The 16,133-nt window shown below is 61.9% G+C and carries 11 protein-coding genes; 6 read left to right on the forward strand and 5 right to left on the reverse strand.

Annotated features, from left to right (window positions below; translation table 11 throughout):
• Positions 1-195: 195 nt before the first annotated feature.
• The 3 genes from F6S08_RS18920 to F6S08_RS18930 form a co-directional block, all read right to left on the reverse strand.
• On the reverse strand, positions 196-3,867 hold the full coding sequence (locus F6S08_RS18920) for a translocation/assembly module TamB domain-containing protein (RefSeq protein ID WP_315872151.1): 3,672 nt from the start codon (positions 3,865-3,867) through the stop codon (positions 196-198).
• Complete coding sequence (locus F6S08_RS18925) at positions 3,867-5,594, reverse strand: autotransporter assembly complex protein TamA (protein ID WP_108572655.1); 1,728 nt, start codon at positions 5,592-5,594, stop codon at positions 3,867-3,869. The genes F6S08_RS18920 and F6S08_RS18925 overlap by 1 nt, the downstream gene beginning before the upstream one ends.
• 64 nt (positions 5,595-5,658) lie before the next feature.
• Positions 5,659-6,303: a GNAT family N-acetyltransferase gene (locus tag F6S08_RS18930; protein WP_027606279.1), complete on the reverse strand. Its 645-nt coding sequence runs from the start codon at positions 6,301-6,303 to the stop codon at positions 5,659-5,661.
• A gap of 168 nt (positions 6,304-6,471) precedes the next feature.
• Here F6S08_RS18930 and xthA point away from each other — a divergent pair, with 168 nt between their 5' ends.
• Together xthA and F6S08_RS18940 are read left to right on the forward strand one after the other, a co-directional pair.
• Complete coding sequence (gene xthA, locus F6S08_RS18935; protein ID WP_065924116.1) at positions 6,472-7,284, forward strand: exodeoxyribonuclease III; 813 nt, start codon at positions 6,472-6,474, stop codon at positions 7,282-7,284.
• A 140-nt stretch (positions 7,285-7,424) separates the two neighbouring features.
• Complete coding sequence (locus F6S08_RS18940; RefSeq protein ID WP_315872152.1) at positions 7,425-8,759, forward strand: phosphate ABC transporter substrate-binding/OmpA family protein; 1,335 nt, start codon at positions 7,425-7,427, stop codon at positions 8,757-8,759.
• 120 nt (positions 8,760-8,879) lie between these two features.
• Here F6S08_RS18940 and F6S08_RS18945 read toward each other — a convergent pair whose 3' ends face one another.
• Positions 8,880-10,109: an acyl-CoA dehydrogenase gene (locus F6S08_RS18945; protein ID WP_074847198.1), complete on the reverse strand. Its 1,230-nt coding sequence runs from the start codon at positions 10,107-10,109 to the stop codon at positions 8,880-8,882.
• A gap of 166 nt (positions 10,110-10,275) precedes the next feature.
• Here F6S08_RS18945 and F6S08_RS18950 point away from each other — a divergent pair, with 166 nt between their 5' ends.
• The 3 genes from F6S08_RS18950 to F6S08_RS18960 all read left to right on the forward strand — a co-directional run bounded on the left by F6S08_RS18950 (position 10,276) and on the right by F6S08_RS18960 (position 12,634).
• Entirely contained in the window at positions 10,276-11,211 is a 936-nt protein-coding gene (locus tag F6S08_RS18950) for a LysR family transcriptional regulator (protein ID WP_027606275.1), read from the forward strand.
• 114 nt (positions 11,212-11,325) lie between these two features.
• Positions 11,326-11,718, forward strand: coding sequence for a MerR family transcriptional regulator (locus F6S08_RS18955; protein WP_027606274.1), 393 nt, complete (start codon positions 11,326-11,328; stop codon positions 11,716-11,718).
• 16 nt (positions 11,719-11,734) lie between these two features.
• A complete protein-coding gene (locus F6S08_RS18960; protein ID WP_065924119.1) occupies positions 11,735-12,634 on the forward strand; it encodes a hydroxymethylglutaryl-CoA lyase in 900 nt (299 codons plus the stop codon).
• 542 nt (positions 12,635-13,176) lie between these two features.
• Here the strand turns inward: F6S08_RS18960 and F6S08_RS18965 are convergent.
• The gene (locus F6S08_RS18965; protein ID WP_315872153.1) at positions 13,177-14,814 is read right to left on the reverse strand and encodes an AMP-binding protein; all 1,638 of its coding nucleotides are present in this window, start codon (positions 14,812-14,814) and stop codon (positions 13,177-13,179) included.
• Between the two features lie 150 nt (positions 14,815-14,964).
• On the opposite strand from F6S08_RS18965, the gene F6S08_RS18970 reads away from it, so the two are divergent.
• Positions 14,965-16,128 carry an isovaleryl-CoA dehydrogenase gene (locus tag F6S08_RS18970; RefSeq protein WP_065924121.1) on the forward strand — a complete coding sequence of 388 codons (1,164 nt, stop codon included), beginning with the start codon at positions 14,965-14,967 and terminating at the stop codon, positions 16,126-16,128.
• Positions 16,129-16,133 lie beyond the last annotated feature (5 nt).

Consider the following 16,133-nt stretch of genomic DNA (forward strand, 5'->3'; position numbering starts at 1 on the left):
GGCTTGCCAGTCAGTTAAGGCTTTTTGTAGGAGCGAGCTTGCTCGCGAAAAACTCACAGGCGCCGCGTTCATTCAGGAAGCACGCGTTATCGTTGACGTTTTTCGCGAGCAAGCTCGCTCCTACAGGAGGCGATGTACGCTTAACTGACTGGCATTAGGGCAAGCCCCCTCCCACATTTTTTGATCGAGCAGGACTCAGAAATCGCGCTTGTAGAAGATGTCGAGGGAACTGGCCACGCCACTCGCCACTTCCAGGTACACCTTTTTGCTCAGCAGGTAACGCAAGGCAATGGTGCTGGCCGGTTCGAACACCCCTACCCCGTAACGCAGGCTGAGTTTCTCGGTGATCTTGCCGCTGGCCACCACTGCCGTATTGTTGCCGCTGCCCTGGGTGTCGAGGTCGAAGTCGCGAATCCCCAGTTTGTTGGCAAGATCCGAGGTGACCCCGGCGCTGCCCATCAGGCCCAGGCCGAGGGCGGCCTGGGCAAGCATGTTGTTGTCTTCGCCGGTAGAGCTCAGCGGACGGCCCAGCACCAGGTAGGACAGTGCCTGTTCCTGGCTCATGGCCGGTTCCGAGAAGATCTGCGTGGTGGGCTGCTCGGCGCTGCCGCTGAGGCGGATACCGGCGACTACATCGTCGGTCTTGCGGATCGCTTCGATATCCAGGTACGGCTGGTCGAGCGGCCCGGCGAACAGCAGGCGTGCGCGGCGCACATCCAGGCGCTGACCATAGGCGCGGTAGCGACCGTCGTTGAGCCACAGCTCGCCACGGGTGTCCATGTTGTCGCCGATGTGCACATGGCCCTGCACCTTGGCGGTGAGGCCGAAGCCCGAGAAGTTGAGCTGGTCTTCGCCCACCGCCACGTCGATATCCATGGCCATGGCCATCGGCGGCTTGCCCTCTTCGGTCTGGCTGCCGACGATTACGGTGTCATCCGAGACCTTGACCGTCGAAGGCGGCAGTTCGCGCACGGTGATGTCGCCGCGCGGGATCCGCACCTTGCCGGCAATCGCCAGTTTGTCGTTCTTCAGGCTGATCTTCAGGTCCGGGGCCACTTCGAGCACCGCATAGGGCTCCACCGTGACCGGCAGTTGCGAGCCTTGCAGGCTGAGGTCCACCACCAGGGCCTGGCCCCAGTCGATCTGGCCCTTGAGGCTGCCCTGCCCGGCCTTGCCACTGCGCCATGCGCCGTTCAACTGCACGCTTTCACCGGCAATCAGCGCCTGCACGTTCAGGCCTTCAAGGCTGATGGGCAGCTCCGGCCCGGAGACTTCGCCGCCCACCAGATTGACGTTACCGTTGACCTGCGGCGCCAGCAGGCCACCGGCGATCCGGCCGCTGCCATTGAGCTTGCCGCTGAGTTTCTCGACCATCGGCACAAACGGCCGCGCCACGGCGAGATCCAGACCGGTGAGGCTGAAGTTGCCGCTGATCGGCTTGTTTTTCGGCAATGGGTTGATCTGCGCCTGCAACAGCAACTCGCCGAGCTTGCCGCCTCTGAAGTTCAGCTGGGTGTCGATGCGCTTGGGGTTGAGGGTGGTTTCCAGCTTGAGGGTGTCGTAGGGGAAATCCAGCCACTGGTCCTTGTCCTTGACCCGCAGGGTGCCGCCGCTGGCATCCACCGCGACCACGCCTTTGGGGCCGCTGTCGGGAAGGTCCAGTTGGACGTCGGCGTTGAGCTTGCCCTGCCAGGCGAAGTCCTTGGGCAGAAACGCCGCCAGGCTGTCGATGGGGAATTGCTTGAGGTGGTAGCGCAATTTGGGTTCGGGCATCAGGCGCTGGTCTTCACCGCACAGGCTGGCGGCGCCGGAGATCCAGCAGTGGGCCGCGAAGGTCAACTTGCCGTCGGCCATGTGCTCGATTTTTGCCGGCGCTTGCAGCTTCCAGTCCTGGCCACCCGCCTGCACATCGCCACTGGCCAGGCGACCGCGCCAGTTGCCTTTGTCGAGGTTGCCATCCAGGGCCAGGACCAGTTTGACCAAGGGGCCGGCCAGGTCGAGTTGGACCTTCTGGCTCCTGATATCGCCCTGAGCGCTGGCGGTGAGCGTGCCAACCTGGGTGTCACCGCTTTGAATGCCGCTGCCCTTGAGGCCGATTTTCGCGCGCTGGGCAGTGTCCAGGGTCGCGTCCAGGCTCAGGCTTTGCAGGCGATTATCGGCGAACGCCAGTTGCTGGCCCTTGAGGTCGAGTTTGCCTTGAGGCGCCTTGAGGCTGCCGGCCACGTCGAGTCGGCCATTCACCTGACCACGCAACTGCGGCCACAGCTGGGCCAGGCGCGCCAGCTTGATGTCGATCTGCCCGGCCAGGCGTTGCTGCAGGCTGCCGCTGCCGTTGATGCGGTTGTCGCCCAGGCGGATATCCAGGTTGGCCAGGGTCCATTGCTCGCCCGCGCCTTCGGCCTTGGCCGCCAGCACGGCGGTTTGCCCACGCAGGCGGCCCTTGAGGTCGAGGTCGGCGTTGAGTTTGAGCTGTTCGTTTTTGAATTCACCTTTGCTGCGTAAGGGGCCAGCCAACGTGCCCGGCAATTCCGCCACCCAGTACGCCGGGTTCAGCGCCGACAGGTCCAACGCGGTATCCCAGGCGATGCCATCGGCAAATTGCAGGCTCAGGTGCCCTTCGGCCTTGCCTTGGCCGGCGGTCAGTTTCAGCTCCGGCAGGAAGATTTGCGTGAGGTCGCCACTGAATGGCGTGACCAGATTGAATTTGCCGGCCGGGCCGTCGAGGTCGGCCTTGAGGTTGCCGAGGTAGTTGCCGTCTTTGTAGGAAACCTCACCGTTGAAGGTGCGCAGCACCACCTGTGGCTCGTCGATCAGCGGGTAGAGGCGATGCCAGGGAAAGTCCAGCCAGTCAATCTTGGCGTCGGCGCTGAAGCCTTGTTGCCAGTCCATCTGGGCCGTTAATTTGAGGCTTTGCTGCTCGCCGGCGTTCAGGTCCAGCCCGGAAATTTGCGCGCCCTTGGCGTCGACCGTGCCTTGCAGCAACAGGTCCACCGGGCCTTTTTCCGCCGGCAGCACAGCCTTGCCCAACAGTTGGTAGCCACTGCCCAGGTCGCCCTTGGCGGTGAGGTCCAGTTGATTGAGTTGCAGGGTGTCGGGCAGATCAGCGCTGGGTTTGAAGCCATCGGCAGTGATGTGCAGTTGGGCCGGGAGGTTGTCCGCCAGGGGTTGCAGCTCGCCCTTGAGCTTGGCCGGCAGGTAGCCGCTGCTGTCGGCGTCGAGCCTGAGGGTCTTGAGCAGGTCGCCCTCGACCTTGAGCGCCACCGTCCACGGCGCGCCGTCGGGGGCGTAGGGCAGGTTCAGATTGCCGCTGGCGGTCAGCGGCCAGTCGCCGCTGGGTTGCAACAGGCCGTTCAGGTCCAGCACCAGGCCGTCCCGTTGCAGGTGCACCGTGTCAATCTGCATACCGGCGGCGGTCCAGTGCGCGGCCAGTTGCAGGCCCTTGAGTTGTTCGCTGCCGTTAAGCAGCAGGCTGCCGACACGAACGTCGCCCAACTGAATGGAAACGGGCAGCTTCAGGTCGGGCAATTGAATCGGCCCGCTGCTTTCTTCGGTGCTCGGCGCAACGTCCAGGCGGACTTGCTCCACATCCACGCGATTGATGCACAGGGTCATGCGCAACAGGCACGCCGGCGACCAGTCAAACGTCGGCGCATCGAGTTCGACGCGACTGCCGTCCTGCGCCCACAACAGATGATCGGCGCGCCACTGGCCGCCCAGACGGCCGTGGAAATTCTCTACGCTCAAACCCGGTACACGCCCCAGCGCCCAGCGACTGCCCGCCTGGGTGCCGAGGACTGCCCACAGGGCCAGCAACAGCACGACAAGGATGGCCAACACGGCCAGCCCCGCTATTTTCACACCACGCATCACAGCTCAGGTCCCATGGAAAAGTGCAATCGAACGCCGCCCGGGTCTTCCAGGGCATGGGCCAGGTCCAGGCGGATCGGCCCGACCGGCGAGACCCAGCGGATGCCGACACCCACACCGGTCTTCAAGCTGGGCAACTCCAGGGAGTTGAACGAGTTGCCCTGGTCGATAAAGGTCGCAATCCGCCATTTTTCGGCGATGGAATATTGATACTCGGCACTCAGGGCCACCATGTAGCGGCCGCCGATACGGTCGCCCCGGTCATTCTCCGGCGACAGGGTCTGGTACTCGTAGCCGCGCACACTCTGATCACCACCGGCGAAGAACCGCAGCGATGGTGGCACCGACTTGTAGCCGTTGGTGGCACTGCCGCCGACCTGGGCCCGCGCCAAGAAGCGGTGGTTGTCCCACAGGGTGGTCAGGCCCTTGACCATGGCCGTGCCGTACAGCAGGTTGGTGTCGGAGCCCAGCCCCTCCTTCGCCACCTTGCTGTCGAATTGCAGGCGGTAGCCGTTGTGGGGGTCGATGCGGTTATCACTGCGCAGGTAGGAATAACTCACACCCGGCATCACCAGGTTACTGAGGCCCGAGTCATTGCCCAGGCGGTATTCTTCGCGCTGGTATTTGAGCGAGATCACCCGGGTCCAGCCACTGGGCAACTTGCTGTGCCATTCGGGCCCGAGGGTGAGCAATTTACTCAAGGTGTCGGTGTTGGCGATTTCTTCATTCTGATAACCGCCGGCGAAACGCAGTTTATCGGTGAGCGGCGGGTCCAGCGGGATGTCGTACCACAGCCCGACGTTCTGCCGAGGCGCCGACAGTTCAGCTTCCCAGCCATAGCTGTGGCCCTGGGGATTGACCCAGTGGCGCGTCCAGTTGGCCTTGCCGCGCGGGCCGACGTCGGTGGAGAAACCCAGGCCCAGGCCCATGGTGCGTGGCTTGCGGGTCTCCAGGTTGACGGCCACCGGGATCACGTCATTGGCCGAAGCCGCAGGCGCGGCGTCGACGCGCACGCCTTCGAAAAAGCCGCTGGCTTGCAGGTTCTGGTTGAGTTCGGCGATCAGTTCGGAATCGTAGGGGGCGCCACTTTTAAACGGCACCATGCGTTGCAGCAGCTCTTCGTCAAACGGCGTATCGCCGGCAAAGCTGACCTTGCCCAAGGTGTAGCGCGGGCCGCTGTCATAGATGAGTTCGATATCGGCGACACCGGCCTGGGGGTCTACCGAGAGTTTCTGGTGAGTGAAACGCCCGCTGAAAAAGCCGTAGCGCGAGGCCTGGTTCTGGATCAGACGCTTGGCGTCTTCGTAGTGGCCGTGGTTGAGCACGGCGCCGGATTTCAGGTCGTCGCTGGCGGGCACGCGAAAGGCCTTGAGGTCCGCGGCCGGGCCGTCGACCCGAATGGTCACGTTGCGCAGATGCACCGGTTCGCCGGGGTCGATGGTGAGGATCAGGCGCGGGTTCTTGCCGCCCTTCACATCGCTTTCGATCCGGGGCTGATAGAAACCTAAAGCCTGGGCGGCTTTGCGCGCCTGCTCTTCGGCCCCACGGCTGAACCGCAGCAAGGCCTCTTCGTCACGCTCGCCCACCCCGCCGATATAGCCTTCGATGTTGGCTTTCAACGCGTCGTTTTTTGGCTTGATCCGCACGTCCAATTCGCTTTGCGCGAATGCGCCGCAGCTTGTGAACAGCAGAACCAAGCCGCTGGTAAATCTTCCTGGAAACTTCATAGGCGCGGATGCTACACGAGCTGGGGAGAAACTTAGAACTCAGAGGATTCTGAAAAATTCTGCGCTAAGCCGTTGCAGCATGTAACACCTGCGGATTGGGGTGGAAAAATACGTGTTCCAGAATCGGTCCTACCGCCACTTCGCCGATCTCCTCATAGCCCTGGCGTTTGTAGAACTCCAGATAGCGCGAATTCCCCGTGTCCAACACCACACCGGACGAGTGAGGGTCTTCAGCGCACCAGTTGTGTACCGCCTCCAGCAGCTGTTCACCATAGTGCTTGCCCTGGAATTGCGGATGAATGCCCAGCAGCGGCAACACATGCACCGATTCGTTGGGCAGGCAGGCCATCACCGCATAGTGGTAGTCCAGGTAGCGCCGGGTACCGCGCACGCCGGTGCTCAGCCACATGCGCAATTGCCAGGCCCAGCTTTCGGTAATCCCCAGGCGCCGCTGCGGGGGCGCGATCAGCGCGATGCCGATCAGGCGGTCGTTGACGAACAGGCCGATGGCGGGAAGTTTCTGGAAGAAATGCTGCTTGACCAGTTCGCGCACCGTGGCACGTACCCGTTGTTCATAGCCTGCGCGTTCCGCCTCGAAGATGTAGGCAAACGTCGGCTCATGCCGATAGGCCTGGTACAGCAGCGAGCGGGCTTCGCGGGAGTAGCCGCTGTTGAGCAGGCGAACTTCGCCAATGGCAGTGTCAGTCATACAGTCAATCTCCCTGGGCGCCACTCAATAGATGGCGTTCTTATGGGTACGAACCTACGCAGCACCAGTCGTTCCCAGACATTAGCAGTGCATCTGTCCTACCGCCACGCTGGCCCCCGTCCGACTTGTCCGCTAGCATCGCCCTTTTGCCAGACTGGACCGCCGACCATGAAAATCGTCTCCTTCAATATCAACGGGCTGCGCGCCCGCCCTCATCAGCTGGCGGCACTGATTGAAAAACACCAACCCGACGTGATCGGCCTGCAGGAAACCAAGGTCCACGACGACCAGTTCCCCCTGGCCGAAGTGCAGGCCCTGGGCTATCACGTGTACTACCACGGCCAAAAAGGCCACTACGGTGTAGCGCTGCTCTCGCGCAAAGAAGCCTTGAGCGTGCACAAGGGCTTTGCCAGCGATGAAGAAGACGCCCAGCGCCGCTTTATCTGGGGCACCTTCGCCGATGAAAATGGCCAGCCGGTGACCATCATGAACGGCTATTTCCCACAAGGTGAAAGCCGCGACCACCCGACCAAGTTCCCCGCCAAGCAGCGCTTCTACGCAGATTTGCAGCACCTGCTGGAAAGCCAGTTCAGCAACGACCAGGCCCTGGTGGTGATGGGCGACGTAAATATTTCCCCGGAAGACTGCGACATCGGCATCGGTGCCGACAACGCCAAGCGCTGGCTGAAAACCGGCAAGTGCAGCTTCCTGCCTGAAGAGCGCGAGTGGATGGCGCGCCTGAAGAACTGGGGCCTGGTGGACAGCTTCCGCCACCTCAACCCCGATGTGGCCGACCGTTTCAGTTGGTTCGACTACCGCAGCCGTGGGTTCGAGGATGAGCCCAAGCGTGGGCTGCGCATTGACGTGATCATGGCCTCCAATGGCTTGCTGGCGCGGGTCAAGGATGCCGGCGTGGATTACGACCTGCGGAGCTTGGAGAAACCGTCTGACCATGCGCCGATCTGGCTTGAACTGAGCTGATCCCCTTGACTGTGTACTCGGGCCAAATGTAGGAGGGGGCCGCGGTGTATCAGTAACAGATAAGCTGACTGTCAGTCACATTATTGAAATCCAAGTGACTTAATCTCGCGGCACTCCCTTTGGCTTGAGAAGGTGCCGGCATGATGCTGCGCGTTCTGTTCCTGTTGTGTAGCGCGTTTTCCCTCTGCGTCGTGGCTGCCCCCCTCCCCGTTCCCGACCAAGGCCCGGCTTTGCGCATCCAGGGTTCCAACACCATTGGCGCGGCGCTGGGGCCGGCGTTGGTCAAGGGGTTGATGGAGTATCAGGGCCTGCAGGCGGTGCACAGCGAACCGGCCGAGGGCGCCAATGAACAGCGCGTGATCGGCAAGACGCGCCAGGGCAGGACGGTGACCGCCGAGGTGGCGGCCCATGGTTCCAGCACGGGGTTTGCCGCGCTGAAAAACGCCAGCGCCGACCTGGCCGCCTCGTCCCGGCCGATAAAAGACAGCGAACTGGTGGACCTCGAACCGCTCGGCGACCTGAAAAGCCCCGAGGCCGAACAGGTGATCGCCATCGACGGCCTGGCCATTATCCTCAACCCGCGCAACCCGCTGAATACGTTGAACACCGAGCAACTGGCGCAGATTTTCAACGGCGAAATCAACACCTGGGAAGCATTGGGCGGGATCGGCGGCGCCATTCACCTGTACGCGCGGGATGATCAATCCGGCACCTATGACACCTTCAAGGACCTGGTGCTGCGCCTGCGCGGCAAGCCCCTGGCCGCGTCCGCCAAGCGCTTCGAGTCCAGCGAAGCGTTGTCCGATGCGGTGAGCCGGGATCCCCAGGGCATCGGTTTTATCGGCTTGCCTTACGTGCGCCAGGCCAAGGCGGTGGCAATTGTCGATGGCGACTCGCAACCGATGTTGCCGTTGAACAGCCTGATTGCCACCGAGGATTACCCGCTGTCACGTCGGCTGTTCTTCTACCTGCCGCCCGCCTCCAGCAACCCGTGGGCCAAGGCCCTGGTGGACTTTGCCCAGAGCAGCAAAGGCCAGGCGATTGTGGCGGCCAATGGGTTTATTGCGCAGCAGGTGCAGGCGATGACGGTGGAGCCACGCCCTTCGATGCCCGACGATTACCAGGCGATTGCCCGCGACGCCCAGCGTTTGAGCGTGAATTTTCGCTTCGAGGAAGGCAGCGCCAGCCTGGACAACAAGGCGCGCCAGGACGTGCAGCGCGTCGTGGCCTATATAAAGCGCCACAACCAACTCGACAAGCAGGTAACGCTGGTGGGATTCGGCGATGCCAAGAATGACCCGCAACGGGCCGCGCTGCTCTCGAAGCTGCGGGCGATGGCGGTACGCCGGGAGCTGGTCAAGAATGGCGTGGTATTGCGCGATATTCGCGGCTTCGGCGCACAGATGCCGGTGGCGGCGAATACGGCGGATGAGGGGCGGATCAAGAATCGGCGGGTGGAGGTTTGGGTGTACTGAGGCCTTAGCCTTGCGGTGTTCGGAATGGCCTCATCGGGGGCAAGCCCCCTCCCACATTTTGATTTGGGAATACAGTCAAAGTGTGGGAGGGGGCTTGCCCCGATTGCAGGCGGCGCGGTGTTACTGCCCGCCTCGCATCAACTCTTTAGGCACATACTTGCCGATCTCGAACTTGCCGATGGCCGCGCGGTGCACTTCGTCCGGGCCGTCGGCCAGGCGCAGTGTGCGTTGCATAGCGTACATGTAGGCCAGCGGGAAGTCGTTGGATACGCCGGCGCCGCCGTGGATCTGGATCGCGCGGTCGATCACCTTCAACGCCACGTTCGGCGCCACCACCTTGATCTGGGCGATTTCACTTTTCGCCACTTTATTGCCCACGGTGTCCATCATGTACGCCGCTTTCAAGGTCAGCAGGCGCGCCATGTCGATGTCCATGCGTGAGTCGGCGATCTTGTCGATATTGCCGCCCAGGCGCGCCAAAGGCTTGCCGAACGCGGTGCGGCTGACCGAGCGTTTGCACATCAGTTCCAGCGCGCGCTCGGCCATGCCGATGGAGCGCATGCAGTGGTGGATACGGCCCGGGCCGAGGCGGCCTTGGGCAATCTCGAAGCCTCGGCCTTCACCCAGCAGTACGTTTTCGTATGGCACGCGGACATTGTCGAACAGCACTTCGGCGTGGCCGTGGGGCGCGTCGTCGTAGCCGAACACCGGCAGCGGGCGTACGATTTTCACGCCGGGGGCGTCCACCGGCACCAGGATCATCGAGTGTTGCTGGTGGCGCGGTGCATCCGGGTTGCTCAGGCCCATGAAGATCAGGATCTTGCAGCGCGGGTCGCAGGCGCCGGAGGTCCACCATTTCTTGCCGTTGATCACCCACTCGTCGCCCTGGCGCTCGGCGCGGGCGGCCATGTTGGTGGCATCCGAGGAGGCGACATCGGGCTCGGTCATGGCGAAGGCCGAACGGATCTCACCGCGCAGCAGCGGCTCGAGCCAGCGTTGTTTCTGCTCTTCGTTGGCGTAGCGCACCAGCACTTCCATGTTGCCGGTGTCGGGGGCGGAGCAGTTGAACGGTTCCGGCCCCAGCAGCGAGCGGCCCATGATCTCGGCCAGGGGGGCGTATTCAAGGTTGGTCAGGCCGGCGCCCAGTTCGGACTCGGGCAGGAACAGGTTCCACAGGCCTTCGGCTTTCGCCCGGGCCTTCAGCTCTTCCATGATGGCGGTGGGCTGCCAGCGGTCGCCTTCGCTGACCTGGCGTTCGAACACCGGCTCGGCCGGGTAAACGTAAGCGTCCATGAACGCTGTAACACGTTCACGCAGTTCCTGAACCTTGGGCGAATAGGCGAAATCCATGAGCAGCTCCCTTCTTTGAGAGGTTGTTTAGGTCATGCAATCGATGCTAGAACAGCGTTGATAATTTACCTAGCCTATTCTCGGCGTGTATTAACATTCATCACCGATATATGATCGACGTATGAGCACGTAACAAATCGCCACCTAATAATAAGAGCGCAACCCAATGAATCTGAGCAAGGTCGACCTCAACCTCTTTATCGTCTTCGACGCGATCTACACCGAAGCCAACCTGACCCGCGCCGGGCAGATTGTCGGCATCACCCAGCCGGCGGTGTCAAACGCCCTGGCGCGCCTGCGCGAGACGTTCAACGACCCGCTGTTCGTGCGCACCGCCCAAGGCATGGTGCCCACACCGATGGCGCAGAACATCATCGGCCCGGTGCGCAATGCGCTGTCGTTGCTGCGGGTGTCGGTGCAGGAAAGCCGCATCTTCAACCCGCAGCAGGCGGCCAAGACCTACCGCATCAGCATGACCGACCTCACCGAAGCGGTGATTCTGCCGCTGCTGTTCCAACGCCTGCGCCGCCTGGCACCCACCGTGGTGATCGAGAGTTTCCTCTCCAAACGCCGCGAGACCACCAAGGAACTGGCGGCCGGGCGCCTGGATTTTGCCGTGGACGCGCCGCTCAACACCGACCCGCAGGTACGCCACGTCAAGCTGATGGAAGACCGCTACGTGTGCGCCATGCGCAAGGGCCATCCCATGGCGGGCAAGGACAAGTTCACCCTGGATGACTACCTGTCGCTGACCCATATCCATATCTCCAGCCGCCGCAACGGCTTGGGCCATGTCGACCTGGCCCTGGGCAAGATGGGCATCCAGCGCAAGATCGCCCTGCGCTCCCAGCATTACCTGATGGCCTCGCAAGTGTTGCAGCAGACCGACATGGTCATGACCGTGCCCGAACGTTTCGCCCGCCGCCATGAACTGCATTGGTTCAACCTGCCGGTCAATGACGTGCCACCGGTGGAAACCCACCTGTACTGGCACGAAAGCACCGACCAGGACCCGGCCAACCGCTGGATGCGCGAGCAGATGATCGAGTTGTGCCAGCAAGTCACCGCCCATGAGAAGAAGCTGGATAAGCAACAGGCCTGAGGCTGAAGAGCGCCCCCTGTGGCAGGGGGCTTGCCCCGATGGGCTGCGCAGCGGCCCTTGACGTTTACGTCAACCTGCCATTAGCTTAGCGCCAAGACCTTCTTGAGCGCCCCCATGAGCACGACCTACAGCATCTCCGACCTCGCCCGCGAGCTCGACATCACCACCCGCGCCATTCGCTTCTATGAAGAACAAGGCCTGCTGGCCCCGGAACGCCGGGGGCAGGAGCGCATTTATTCGGCGCGGGACAAGGTCAGCCTCAAGCTGATCCTGCGGGGCAAACGCATCGGTTTTTCCCTGGCCGAGTGCCGTGAGCTGATCGAACTCTACGACCCCACCGGCGGCAACCAGATCCAACTCAACAGCATGCTGGCCAAGATCGCCGAGCGCCGTGAGCAGTTGGAACAGCAACTGCTGGATATCGAACAAATGAAGCTGGAGCTGGACACCGCCGAAGAGCGTTGCACCCAGGCCCTGGCGCAAACCATGGGCCAGGTTGGCCATTGATCAGAAGGTAGCTGCCATGTCCCTCCCCTCCCATGTGCGCCTGGTGGAAGTCGGCCCGCGCGACGGCTTGCAGAACGAAGCCCAGCCCATCAGCGTGGCCGACAAGGTCCAATTGGTGGATGCCCTCAGCGCGGCAGGCCTGAGCTATATCGAAGTCGGCAGTTTTGTCTCGCCCAAGTGGGTGCCGCAAATGGCCGGTTCCGCCGACGTGTTCGCGCAAATCCAGCGCAAGCCCGGTGTAACCTACGGTGCGCTGGCGCCAAACCTGCGTGGTTTCGAGGACGCGCTGGCGGCGGGCGTGAAGGAAGTGGCGGTGTTTGCCGCAGCCTCCGAGGCGTTTTCCCAGCGCAATATCAACTGTTCCATCAGCGAAAGCCTGGAGCGTTTTGCGCCGATCATGACGGCGGCCAGGCAGCACGGCATCAGCGTGCGTGGCTATGTGTCCTGTGTGCTGGGTTGCCCTTACGAAGGTGAGATTGCGCCGGAACAGGTGGCGGCGGTCGCGCGGGAGTTGTATGCCATGGGCTGCTACGAGGTGTCCCTGGGCGACACCATCGGCACCGGCACGGCGGGCACCACGCGGCGGCTGTTCGAGGTGGTCGGCGCGCAGGTGCCACGGGACAAACTGGCGGGCCACTTCCATGACACCTATGGCCAGGCCATCGCCAATATCTATGCCGGCCTGCTGGAAGGCATCACGGTATTCGACAGCTCTATTTCAGGCCTCGGCGGCTGCCCCTATGCCAAGGGCGCCAGCGGTAACGTCGCCACCGAAGATGTGCTGTACCTGCTCAATGGCCTCGGGATCGACACCGGCATCGACCTGGACGCATTGATTCGCGCGGGCCTGCAAATCAGCCATGTCCTCGGCCGCCCTACCGGCTCGCGCGTAGCCAAGGCGCGGACAGCCGGTTGAGTAGCGTAGCCGTGACAATGTGTTACCGCACGGCTACACATCGAGTAACACGGGAACATATTTTGTCGTATTTTCTGTAGGCCAAACCCTACTAAAAAATTAACTTATTGATTTTAAATGGATTTTAAAAGTTGGCACGCCTTCTGCTATCTCTATGGCATAACAAGAATAAAAAGCGCCAAACCTAATAAAAATAAGACGAAACGACTCTGACATAACAAAAACAACACGGCAGAGACGCAGCTAACAGATTTTTTTGGAGAAGATGTGCTTCGCAGGGTACGGCATGCCGAAACCCGCAACCGGTTAGAGAAAAATAAAACTACCTCAGGTAGCTACCCACTGGTTGGATCGTTAACGAAGAAGCAGATCAGCGCTCAAAAAAATACGTTTGCTCTTGACCCCGGATGGGGGTCGCCAAAAACAGCGGTAAAGGGTAACGGTTGCCAAAAACAACAATAGACCGCCCCTCAATAATAAAAAAAGAGCACGCAACGACAAATTAAAGGGGACCTTCGGGTCCCCTTTGTGCTTTCTGGCCTTTAACCCTGCCCTGCCCCCAGCTCTTCGATCGAGATCTCGCGCATGCGGAATTTCTGGATCTTGCCCGTCACCGTCATCGGAAACTCCTCCACGAACTTGAAGTACCTGGGCGTCTTGAAGTGCGCGATGCGGCCCTTGCACCAGGCCTGCAGCTCCAGTTCGCTGGCCACATGGCCGGGATGCAACTTGACCCAGGCCACGATCTCCTCGCCGTAACGCTCGTCCGGAATGCCGATGACCTGCACATCGGCCACCGCCGGATGGGTGAAGAAAAACTCTTCCACCTCGCGCGGGTACACGTTTTCGCCACCGCGAATGATCATGTCCTTGTTGCGCCCGGCGATGCACACATAGCCGTGGGCATCCATGGTGGCCAGGTCGCCGGTGTGCATCCAGCCCGCAGCGTCGATGGCCTCGCGGGTGCCGTCGGGGTTGTTCCAGTAGCCGAGCATCACGCTGTAGCCACGGGTGCACAGTTCGCCGACCTGGCCACGGGGCAGCGTGTTACCGGCTTCATCGATGATCTTGCTTTCCAGTTGCGGCTGGGTGCGGCCGACGGTGGTCACGCGACGCTCCAGATCGTCATCCGCGCCGGTTTGCAGGGACACGGGGCTGGTCTCGGTCATGCCGTAGGCAATCTGCACCTCGCCCATGTGCAATTCGCCGATGACCCGGCGCATCACCTCGATGGGGCACGTGGCGCCGGCCATGATGCCGGTGCGCAGGGTGGACAGCTCGAACTCGCCCCGGCGTGGGTGATCAAGCAAGGCAATAAACATCGTGGGCACGCCGTACAGGCCAGTGGCACGTTCTTCGGCGACGACGGTGAGGGTCAGCAGCGGATCGAAGCCGTCATTCGGGTAGATCATGGTGGTGCCATGGGTAATGCAGCCCAGGTTGCCCATCACCATGCCGAAGCAGTGGTACAGCGGCACCGGGATCACCAGGCGGTCTTGCGCGGTGAGGCCCAGGCTTTCGCCGACCATATAGCCGTTATTGAGGATGTTGTGATGACTGAGGGTGGCGCCCTTGGGGAACCCCGTGGTGCCGGAGGTGTACTGGATATTGACGGCTTGATCGAAGTGCAGGCTGGCCTGACAGCTGTGCAGCTGCTCGGGCGGCAGGCCCGCACCGAGGGCCGCCAGTTCCGACCAGGGCAGGAAACCCGGGGGCGGGCTGGGGTCGAGGCTGATCATGCCGCGCAGCTCAGGCTGCAATGCCTGCAACATCGCGTGGTAGTCGGAGGTCTTGAACGCGCCGGCGCATACCAGCCACTCGCAGCCGGACTGCTTGAGCACGTAGTCCAGTTCACTGCTGCGGTACGCCGGGTTGATATTGACCAGGATCACACCAATCTTGGCGCTGGCGATCTGGCTGATGCACCACTCGGCGCAATTGGGCGCCCAGATGCCCAGGCGATCGCCGGTCTGCATACCCAAGGCCAGGAACGCGCGGGCATGCACATCGACGGTCTCGGCCAGTTGCCGCCAGGTGTAGCGACGCTGCTGATGGCGCACCACAAGGGCTTCGCCATCGGGGTATTGCGCCACGGTGTGATCGAAGGCCTGGCCAATGGTCATGGCCAGCAACGCCTTGTCCTGGGAGCCACGGCTGTAGCTCGGATGCAGTTGATCCATAACGACCCCGGTTGTCTTTTTTGTAGGTTGACGTAAACGTAAACTACGATTGACAGCACCGTAACGCAAGCTTACGTTAACGTAAAGGTGAGCGCCCTTCCCTGGCGCGCCATCCACACAACAACAAAGCTCACATTAAGGTGCCTGTCCATGAGTTACCCGTCCCTGAACTTCGCCCTCGGTGAAACCATCGACATGCTGCGCGACCAGGTGCAGTCCTTCGTGGCCAAGGAAATCGCGCCCCGTGCGGCACAGATCGACATCGACAACCTGTTCCCCGCCGACCTGTGGCGCAAGTTCGGGGATATGGGCCTGCTGGGCATCACCGTACCGGAAGAATACGGCGGCGCCGGCCTGGGCTACCTGGCCCACGTGGTGAGCATGGAAGAAATCAGCCGTGGCTCGGCCTCGGTGGCGTTGTCCTACGGCGCCCACTCCAACCTGTGTGTGAACCAGATCAACCGCAACGGTACTCACGAACAGAAACTCAAGTACCTGCCCAAACTGATCAGCGGCGAACACGTCGGCGCCCTGGCCATGAGCGAACCCAACGCCGGTTCCGATGTAGTCTCGATGAAACTGCGCGCCGACAAACACGGCGACCACTACGTGCTCAACGGCAGCAAGACCTGGATCACCAACGGCCCCGATGCCAGCACCTATGTGATCTACGCCAAGACCGACCTGGAAAAGGGCCCCCACGGCATCACCGCGTTTATCGTCGAGCGCGACTGGAAAGGCTTCAGCCGCAGCAACAAGTTCGACAAGCTCGGCATGCGTGGCTCCAACACCTGCGAGCTGTTTTTCGATGACGTCGAAGTGCCGGAAGAAAACATCCTCGGCGTGCTCAACGGCGGTGTGAAAGTGCTGATGAGCGGCCTCGATTACGAGCGCGTGGTGCTGTCCGGCGGCCCCACCGGGATCATGCAGGCGTGCATGGACCTGATCGTGCCCTACATCCACGATCGCAAGCAGTTCGGCCAAAGCATCGGCGAGTTCCAGCTGATCCAGGGCAAGGTCGCCGACATGTACACCCAGCTCAACGCCAGCCGCGCCTACCTCTACGCGGTGGCCCAGGCCTGCGAACGCGGTGAAACCACGCGCAAGGATGCGGCCGGGGTGATCCTGTACAGCGCCGAACGCGCCACGCAAATGGCCCTCGACGCGATCCAGATCCTCGGCGGCAATGGCTACATCAATGAATTCCCCGCCGGGCGCCTGCTGCGGGACGCCAAGCTGTATGAAATCGGCGCCGGCACCAGTGAGATTCGGCGGATGCTGATCGGTCGCGAACTCTTCAACGAAACCCGCTGAAGGAG

The organism is Pseudomonas sp. JV449, assembly GCF_032424295.1.
Lineage (GTDB): Bacteria > Pseudomonadota > Gammaproteobacteria > Pseudomonadales > Pseudomonadaceae > Aquipseudomonas > Aquipseudomonas marginalis.

Bases quoted from the DNA above. Each gene is read 5' to 3' on its own strand.
- F6S08_RS18920 (WP_315872151.1), bottom strand. From the start codon at position 3,867: ATGCGTGGTGTGAAAATAGCGGGGCTGGCCGTGTTGGCCATCCTTGTC.
- xthA (WP_065924116.1), top strand. From the start codon at position 6,472: ATGAAAATCGTCTCCTTCAATATCAACGGGCTGCGCGCCCGCCCTCAT.
- F6S08_RS18970 (WP_065924121.1), top strand. From the start codon at position 14,965: ATGAGTTACCCGTCCCTGAACTTCGCCCTCGGTGAAACCATCGACATG.
- F6S08_RS18930 (WP_027606279.1), bottom strand. From the start codon at position 6,303: ATGACTGACACTGCCATTGGCGAAGTTCGCCTGCTCAACAGCGGCTAC.
- F6S08_RS18925 (WP_108572655.1), bottom strand. From the start codon at position 5,594: ATGAAGTTTCCAGGAAGATTTACCAGCGGCTTGGTTCTGCTGTTCACA.
- F6S08_RS18965 (WP_315872153.1), bottom strand. From the start codon at position 14,814: ATGGATCAACTGCATCCGAGCTACAGCCGTGGCTCCCAGGACAAGGCG.
- F6S08_RS18950 (WP_027606275.1), top strand. From the start codon at position 10,276: ATGAATCTGAGCAAGGTCGACCTCAACCTCTTTATCGTCTTCGACGCG.
- F6S08_RS18945 (WP_074847198.1), bottom strand. From the start codon at position 10,109: ATGGATTTCGCCTATTCGCCCAAGGTTCAGGAACTGCGTGAACGTGTT.
- F6S08_RS18940 (WP_315872152.1), top strand. From the start codon at position 7,425: ATGATGCTGCGCGTTCTGTTCCTGTTGTGTAGCGCGTTTTCCCTCTGC.
- F6S08_RS18960 (WP_065924119.1), top strand. From the start codon at position 11,735: ATGTCCCTCCCCTCCCATGTGCGCCTGGTGGAAGTCGGCCCGCGCGAC.
- F6S08_RS18955 (WP_027606274.1), top strand. From the start codon at position 11,326: ATGAGCACGACCTACAGCATCTCCGACCTCGCCCGCGAGCTCGACATC.